Origin of the sequence: Paraburkholderia sp. MM5384-R2 (genome assembly GCF_014201025.1) — a bacterium.
In the GTDB taxonomy this organism is placed as follows: Bacteria; Pseudomonadota; Gammaproteobacteria; order Burkholderiales; family Burkholderiaceae; genus Paraburkholderia; species Paraburkholderia tuberum.
This window is the reverse complement of record NZ_JACHDI010000063.1, coordinates 1-5936: the sequence shown is the minus strand read 5'-3', so window position 1 is coordinate 5936 and position 5936 is coordinate 1. Positions and strand designations below refer to the sequence as shown.

General features: G+C 62.6%; 5 protein-coding genes and 3 pseudogenes. 5 read left to right on the top strand and 3 right to left on the bottom strand.

The annotated features are described in order from the left end of the window. Together HDG37_RS38410 and HDG37_RS38405 are read left to right on the top strand one after the other, a co-directional pair. Positions 1-765, top strand: a pseudogene (locus HDG37_RS38410) (DUF2974 domain-containing protein); the annotation flags it as partial. Positions 766-779: 14 nt separating this feature from the next. Further along, a complete protein-coding gene (locus HDG37_RS38405) occupies positions 780-1598 on the top strand; it encodes an ankyrin repeat domain-containing protein (RefSeq protein ID WP_184056750.1) in 819 nt (272 codons plus the stop codon). 144 nt (positions 1599-1742) lie between these two features. On the opposite strand, the gene HDG37_RS38400 is transcribed toward HDG37_RS38405, so the two are convergent. Further along, entirely contained in the window at positions 1743-2726 is a 984-nt protein-coding gene (locus HDG37_RS38400; RefSeq protein ID WP_184056754.1) for a site-specific integrase, read from the bottom strand. A gap of 63 nt (positions 2727-2789) precedes the next feature. Between HDG37_RS38400 and HDG37_RS38395 the strand changes: the two are divergent. Further along, positions 2790-2990 (top strand): annotated as a pseudogene (locus tag HDG37_RS38395) (hypothetical protein); the annotation flags it as partial. 115 nt (positions 2991-3105) lie between these two features. Here HDG37_RS38395 and HDG37_RS38390 read toward each other — a convergent pair. Together HDG37_RS38390 and HDG37_RS38385 are read right to left on the bottom strand one after the other, a co-directional pair. After that, positions 3106-3372 carry a hypothetical protein gene (locus HDG37_RS38390; protein WP_184056747.1) on the bottom strand — a complete coding sequence of 89 codons (267 nt, stop codon included), beginning with the start codon at positions 3370-3372 and terminating at the stop codon, positions 3106-3108. 130 nt (positions 3373-3502) lie between these two features. Next, the gene (locus tag HDG37_RS38385; RefSeq protein WP_184056744.1) at positions 3503-4582 is read right to left on the bottom strand and encodes a substrate-binding domain-containing protein; all 1080 of its coding nucleotides are present in this window, start codon (positions 4580-4582) and stop codon (positions 3503-3505) included. A 133-nt stretch (positions 4583-4715) separates the two neighbouring features. On the opposite strand from HDG37_RS38385, the gene HDG37_RS38380 reads away from it, so the two are divergent. Continuing rightward, complete coding sequence (locus HDG37_RS38380) at positions 4716-5201, top strand: NAD(P)H-dependent oxidoreductase subunit E (RefSeq protein WP_184056741.1); 486 nt, start codon at positions 4716-4718, stop codon at positions 5199-5201. Next, positions 5198-5936 (top strand): annotated as a pseudogene (locus tag HDG37_RS38375) (formate dehydrogenase); the annotation flags it as partial. The gene HDG37_RS38380 and the pseudogene HDG37_RS38375, both read left to right, overlap by 4 nt.

Genomic DNA, 5936 nt, shown 5'->3' with positions numbered 1-5936 from the left:
ACGCGCAAGGCGCTGATTGCGGCGGGCAATGCGGCCATGTCAGGGCGCGTGCGGGCAGCGGCTGAACGGCTCGCACGCAACAATGTCGCGGTGGAAAAGGCCAGACTCTCCGATCATGTCTACGAGCCGTCCAGGCCGGTGCCCGAAGGGTGGGCGAACCGCAGCGGGGATACGGAATTTCTGGATCGGTATGGGCTTGATGCCATGGACTTTACAATCAAGGGCTCGAACTTCAGGGCGCAGCTATACGAACCGGATGCGGCGGTCTTCGGCAACGATATGAAGCCGACCCTTGCCTTCAAGGGAACCGAAATGACAAGTCTGGCCGACTGGTCGAACAATGTTAACCAGAGCGTGAATATCGAATCGGAATACTACGAACGAGCAGTAAGGAGTGGCACCAAGCTACGTGAGATTACAGAGCCTATCGACATAACAGGTCACTCGTTAGGGGGTGGCCTCTGTTCCGCCGCATCCGTCGCCAGCAGTAAGGACTGCTGGAGCTTCAATGCAGCGGGCCTGCACCCGAAGACCGTCGAGCGCTATGGCGGACAGGTCACGCCATCGAACATCAATGCGTACCATGTGAAGGGCGACATTCTGACCGTGGCACAGACGTGGACGCCCCTGCCCGGTGCAGCCGGTACTCCCTATCCCCTTTCCGGCAGCGGCTCGCCCGTGTCGCGGCACTTCATCAGGCAGGCAATAGACGGCATCGAGCAGCAGAAGGCGGAGGACGTCTCCGTACTTGAAACACTGTCGTAACGGGACTGAAAGCGATGAAAGCACTCAGTCGAATCCTTATCGTGCCGGTGCTGTTACTGGCGCTATCCCCTGTGGTTCATGCAATGAAAAGATTTCCCGCCACTGATTTTTTTAGCGGCCCGCAACTCGAACTGGCGCAGGCCATCGAGCGAGGCGACATGGAGCAGGTCAGGCGATTGGCACCGAAGACGGATCTGAAGACGCCCGGACGCAAGAACATGACGATGCTGTTTTTTGCGTTTCAGGAGGCGTTGCAGCGCGATCCGCATCGGCTTGCGGTTATGTCGGAGGTGGTGAAGGCCGGAGCCGATCCCTTGCAGGAAGTGCCGAATTTTGGTGATCCGCTCGGGGTTATGCTCAACAGCTCCCACCCGGAATTCCTGCGCGCGATGCTGGACGGTGGGGTTGATCCCAACACCATGATCGAGGGCCGTAGACCCATCATTTTCTTTGTTACAAGCGATCGTAAATTGGGCTCGCTCAAGCTGCTGGTGGAGCGAGGCGCGGATGTGAACCGGCGCGATTCATTGCGCAATACATCTCTCTACGAAGCGCTGACTGGCTATGACACCGGGGCAGTCAATTACCTTCTCGATCACGGAGCCAACCCCAACACGTACAACATCAATGGAATCTCGTTTCCAAGACAATTGGAATCGCAAATAAAACATGCGGGCCCCACCTCTGAATTAGGTGTCAAACTGGTCGAAATCCGCGACCGCATCATCAAGATGGACGTGAAATGGCCGCCTGAGACGCCGGAGCAAATAAAGGCACGATGGGGAGCCAATTCTCCGCGCCGGCTCGACGACAGCAGGATTCCGCTGCCTTGAGGCAGGAACCGAAAGGGCTACATCCGTGTAGCCCTTTTTGCTGTCGCCATCAAAAATATGTGCAATGGGTAACCCCAGGCTTTCGCTGTGAACCGGCAAAATGCCAACGTTTGTTCACGCTGGAATGTGCGCTTTGTGCCGCAGTCAGGCAAGTGTGCCGATATGTTTCGCCCACGTCTCCATCATCGGGCGGCGCTGTTCCATCAGGTCGGTGCGGTGATAGGCGGCTTCAACCTTGTTTGCGACGGTATGTGCAAGCGCCCGCTCGGCCAAGTCGCGAGCATAGCCGTTTTCGCTGGCCCAATCTCTAAACGAACTTCTATAGCCGTGCGCGGTTGCGACGCGTCCCGGCGTGTCGCTCTTTGCTTTGACTCGGCGCAGCAGCGCCGTCAAGGTCATATCGAATAGCACCTTGCCGCGAGGCGACGGAAACACCAACGTCTCGTGCTGCTTCTGTTCCTTCAACGTCTTGACGACAGCAAGCGCCGCCGCCGAGAGCGGAACGCGATGCGGCTCTTTCGCTTTCATGCGCTCGCCGGGGACTGTCCACACGGCGGCGTCGAGGTCGAATTCGCCCCAGGTCGCGCCGCGCACTTCACCGCTACGCGCCGCCGTGAGAATCAGGAACAGCAAGGCGGCGCGCCTGTTGTCACCCCGTTCGATATGGCTCAATTGCGCCTTCACGAATGCGGGTATTTGACGCCAGGGCATCGCCGGTTGATGCTCCTTTTTTGCGCTCTGCTTCGGCAAGATGTGATCGACAACGGAGACCGGGTTCGCCGTGATATGACCGTGGGCCCAGGCCCATTGCATGACGGCGTGCATCCGCTGGCGGGTCCGGCTGGCGGTTTCGGCCTTCTCCAGCCAGATAGGCCGTAGCACTTCGGCACAATTGGCAGGCGTGATTGCATCGAGCGGCTTCGCGCCGAGCTTTGGAAACACGTAAGCCTCAATTGATCGAATCCAATCAGCTGCGTGCTTCTCGTTTCGCCAGCCTGGTTTCAGTTCCTCGTGAACCTTGTGCGCCGCCTTTTCGAACGTGAGCGCGGTGGCGGCCATGCTGGCGGCTTGCTGGTAGCGGTCGCGTTCGTCAATAGGGTCTTTGCCTGCGTCGATCTGGCGGCGCATGGCGAGCGCCTTCTCGCGCGCATCGGCTATGGTGACGTCGGGATAGACGCCGAGGCCCGCATCGGCTGCATGAGCAACTGGCCGGCGGCCACGGCGGCGCCGACCGACAAGCCGTCGGGCGACTGGACGCTGATCCCGAGCGCAGACGCCAAGCAACAATGGACGTACAAGGGCCATCCGCTGTATCACTACGCGGCCGACAAGCAGGCGGGCGATGCAAAGGGGGACGGCTTCAAGGAAATCTGGCACATCGCCAGGCCATAAGAAGCCACTGCGGCCGGCAACTGGGCCGCCATCGCCCCCGCCACAAAGCACAACGCCGACCCAAGGGCCGGCGTTGCGTCAAACCTCGAAGCTCGAGCGAAGCCCGAGCCAATTCTTATTCGTCTTTCGGGCACTGCAGATTGCAGCCATTCGGATCGCCCATATCGCCGCGCTTGCGCGCCTGCGAACGTTGGCCGTGCTGATACTTGTTCGACGGGGCGGACGCGGCGAATGGCATCTGCGGATGCTCGTTAATGCGGAATTCGTCGGTCAGGATGCCACCCGGCACGCCAGGCGAATTTTGCGCGTAAGCGACGGAGACGGTGGCACAGAGCACACCAGCCGCGGCAGCGGCGGCACATGCATGGAGAAGAGCTTTCATGTCGGTTCAGCGCAGCTTGGCGCGCGGTAAAGGCGGATACGAAGCCAAGAGAGTAGCCGAAACCGGCGCGCTGCGCAGCCGCGCACGCCGAGCGCCACCGCTTTTCTGGTTACAGGCTCTTACTCCGCCGTTACGCGAGCGCGCCGCCAAGCCCCTCGTCCAGATCGACGAGCCTGCCGCAGTCGCACGGATCGTAGCCGGCGAGCTGCTCGACGCGTTGGTGAAACGCGCTGCCGCGCAACAGGTTGATCACCGTCGCGAGCGGCGCGCGAGAGAGGTGCGCGCGATCACACGCGAAGTAATAGTCCTCGTCGACGATCGGAATGAAGTCGAGCCCGAAATGATGCGCGGCCGGTTCGACGCCGAAGCCTATGTCCGCCATGCCGCTCGCGACGAACGCCGCGATCGCCGAGTGCGTCAGCTCGGTCGACGCATAGCCGTTGACGCGGTCCGGGTCCACACCGACCTGTCGCAGCGCGAGATCGAGCAGCATCCGCGTACCCGAGCCCGGCTGGCGGTTGACGAACCGGATGTCGTCGCGCGCCAGATCGCCGAGCCCGCCGATCCGCTTCGGATTGCCCTTGCCGATGAACAGACCCTGCTTGCGTCGGGTCAGATGCACGAGCACATGGCGTTGCGGATCGAGCCAGCGCCGGTAGGTATCGGCGCACACCGTGCGGAACTCGCCGAGCGGCAGATGAAAGCCCGCCAGATCGCACTCGCCGCGCGCGAGCGCACTGACCGCGTCGGCGCTGTCGCGGTACTTGATCTCGACCGGCAGATCGTTGGCGACCAGCGCCGTAACAAGCGCGGCCACCGCGTAACCGTGCGACGCGTGGATGCGCACGTCATCGGCGGGGGGCGCAAGCCAGCGGTTCAGATCGCTCGCCACTTCGCTCGCGAGCGCCTGCAAATTGCCGTCGAGCCGCTCGCCGCAGAGCCGCTGCCCGCGCAGCACCGCGTGACCGAGCTCGGACAACACCGAGCCGCGCCCACGCTCTTTCGCGATCAGAGGACCACCAAACCGCTCCTCGATGCTGCGCAGCAAGCCCCATGCGTGCCGATAGGACAAACCCTTAAGCGCCGCGGCCTGCGCAATGCTGCCAGATTCATCGACGAGCGCGAGCAGCGGCACCACGTCAGACAGGCTGGCCTCGCGGCCGTCCGCGCCCTTCACCACCAGCTCGACCTGACATTCGATCCTGACCATATATGTTTGACTGTTTCCTATTGCGCGCGCCGGTCGGCCCGCCTATCTTTCGGCTATACCATGTCGAATAAGCGAAGCATACGTGCGCGTATTATGAATAACAAGTGCATATATCGCTTTGGAGGAGCCCCCTTTGGACGATTCTCTCGCCACGGCGCCGGATCAGCTCGTGCAACGTCACGCGCAGCCGGGCCGCACACTCATCACGATCCTGCACGCGATCCAGGACGAACTCGGCTTTGTGCCACCCGCGGCGGTCGGACCGCTCGCACGTGCGCTGAACCTGTCGCGAGCGGAAGTGCACGGCGTCATCACTTACTACCATCACTTTCGCACCACGCCGGCCGCACCCGTCACGGTGCAGCTTTGCCGCGCCGAAGCGTGCCGCAGCATGGGCACCGAGGCGCTTGCCCGGCACATCGAGGCGCACACCGGTTGCCGCTTCGATGCCGGTCACCATGACGGCGCAACGGTGGAACTCGAATCGGTGTACTGCCTCGGCCAATGCGCGCTGTCGCCGGCGATGATGCTCAACGGCACGCTGCACGCGCGCGTGTCGCCGCAAAAATTCGACGCGCTGCTCGCCGCTGCCCGCAAATGCGTGGAGGTGCCGGCATGACGCGCATCTATGTTCCGCGAGATTCCTCGGCGCTCGCGCTCGGCGCCGATGCGCTGGCCGAAGCCATCGCCAGCGAAGCCGCGCGCCGCGGCATTGCGATCGAACTGATCCGCAACGGTTCGCGCGGGTTGCTGTGGCTCGAACCGCTCGTCGAAGTTGCGACGCCCGAAGGCCGCATCGGCTATGCGAATGTCGACGTGGAAGACGTCGCCGCGTTGTTCGACGCGAGCTTCGTCGACGGTGGCGAGCATGCGCGGCGCGTCGGCGTGGTCGACGAGATTCCGTATCTGAAGAAGCAGCAGCGCCTGACCTTCGCGCGGATCGGCATCACCGACCCGCTGTCCATCGACGATTACGTCGCGCACGGCGGCCTCGAAGGCCTACGCAACGCCCTGCAAACCGACGGCGATGCCGCCTGCGAAGCGCTGATCGAATCCGGTCTGCGCGGCCGCGGCGGCGCGGCCTTCCCGGCCGGCATCAAGTGGCGCACGGTGCGCGGCGCGATAGCCGCGCAGAAGTACGTCGTCTGCAATGCCGACGAAGGCGATTCCGGCACCTTCTCCGATCGTCTCGTGATGGAAAGCGATCCGTACGTGCTCATCGAAGGCATGATCATCGCCGGCGTCGTGACCGGCGCGACCGTCGGCTACATCTATGTGCGCAGCGAATACCCGCACTCGATCGCGACGCTCGAAGCTGCCATCGCCCGTGCGCGCACAGCCGGCTGGCTCGGCG